This window comes from Anaeromyxobacter terrae, assembly GCF_022690685.1.
GTDB classification, from domain to species: Bacteria; Myxococcota; Myxococcia; order Myxococcales; family Anaeromyxobacteraceae; genus Anaeromyxobacter; species Anaeromyxobacter terrae.
Window position 1 is genome coordinate 1 of record NZ_JALCYY010000135.1, and the last position, 1746, is coordinate 1746.

At 75.0% G+C, this 1746-nt stretch carries 1 protein-coding gene; it reads right to left on the reverse strand.

What is annotated here, in order from left to right:
• Nucleotides 1-459 precede the first annotated feature (459 nt).
• Nucleotides 460-1746, reverse strand: a 1287-nt coding sequence (locus tag MNY62_RS25460; RefSeq protein WP_242347129.1) for a 30S ribosomal protein S1, incomplete at its 5' end; no start/stop codon positions are given.

Here is a 1746-nt window from a genome sequence, read left to right on the forward strand (position 1 = left end):
GACCACGTCCCCGACCCCGACCCCGACCCCGACCCCGACCCCGACCTCGACCGCAACGACCGACGCCGAGCCCTCCACCCACCCCGCCCGCAGCGCGCCGCCCCACGTGGCGGGACCTCGCGCCCGCAGGCGGGCCACTGGACGCGGTAGGCACCGCCCGACCCACGGACCGCAATGCAACGCGGTTGGCCACGGCGCCCTCGCCCATGCGCAGCTCCCGCCCGCAGCCCCGCGTTGCCGGCGGCTTCTGGCGGACGGCACCGCCCCCCGTACCTTGTCCCCGTCCATCGTGGCCCGCCGAGGACGTGAGGTCCCGTCCAGGCGGCGCGCCACGGTGACGTCAACCGCGCCGGTGTCGGCCAGAACGACCCCGATCCCGACCCCGACCGAAACGAACGACGCCCGCTCCCCCGACGCTGCCGGGGAGAGCGGGCGCGTGCGCGGCCGAGATGTCTCCGCCTACTTCTTCTCGAGCCTCTGCCGGAGCAGGTCGCCGAGCGTGCCGAAGCCCTTGCCCGAGGGGCGGGGCGACTTCTGGAGGTACTCCGCCGCCTCGGCGCGCTCCGCCGCGTCCTCGGCGCCGGTCTTCGACAGGCGGATGCGATGCTGCTCGTCGATGGCGAGCACGAGAGCGCGGAAGCCGTCGCCGACCTTGAACGACTTGCGGAGATCGGAGCCGCGCGGCGTGCCCGTCTCGCTCGCGGGCACGAGGCCGCGGCCTCCGGCGAAGCGAACGAACACGCCGAAGCTCTCGATCTTGTCGACCGTCACCTCGACGACGTCGCCCGCCTTCGGGGGCGGCGGCGGGGCGGGCCGGGCCGGCCGCTCGCTCGCGGGCGCCGCGACCGGCTCCGGCCTCGGCGCGAGGGACTTCACCGAGAGGCCGATGCGCTCGCCCTTCTTCGGGTCCTCGTCGATGCGGAGCACCTGGACCTGCACGGCGTCGCCCGACTTGAGGAGGTCCTGCGGCTTCGAGACGCGATCCCAGGCGAGCTCGGAGACGTGGACGAGCCCCTCGACCCCGCCGATGTCCACGAACGCGCCGTAATCCTGCACGCTCGTCACGACGCCCTCGAAGACCGCCCCGGGCGCGAGCCGCTCGCGGGTGGCGCGCGCCTTCTCGGCGCGCTCTTCCTCGAGGAGCGCCCGGCGGGAGAGCACGCAGTCGCGCGCGTCGGCGCGCTGCACCTTGAAGAGGAGCTTCTGGCCGACGAACGTCGCGGGGTCGCCCACGAAGCGCACGTCGATCTGCGACATCGGGCAGAAGGCGCGGACGCCGTGGACCTCCACCTCGAGCCCGCCCTTGTTCGCCGCCTTGACGAGCCCCTCGACCGGCAGGCCGGTCTGGGCCGCCTCGATGACCGCCTCGCGCGCGTGATCCCGCGTGGCGCGCGCGTGCCCCTTCGAGACGATGACGCCCCGGTCGTCGGCGTGGATGACCACCGCGTCGAGGATGTCGCCCTCGCGCGCGGTGACGTTCCCCTCCGCGTCCATGAGCTCGGCGACCTCGATCATCGCCTCGGCGACGCCCGACCCGAGCTCCAGGAACGCCACGTCGTGGCCGAGCTGGATGATCTTGCCGGCGACCTTCTCGCCCACCTGGAAGCGCCGGCGCGGGGCCGCGCTCTCGGACGACGCGAGCATGTCCGCGAAGGAGCCCTCGTCCGGCATCGCGAGCTCGGGCGCCGGGGGCGGCTCGGGCGCGCGCGGCGCCGGGCCGGTCCCCGCCTCGGGCCCCCGGGCCTC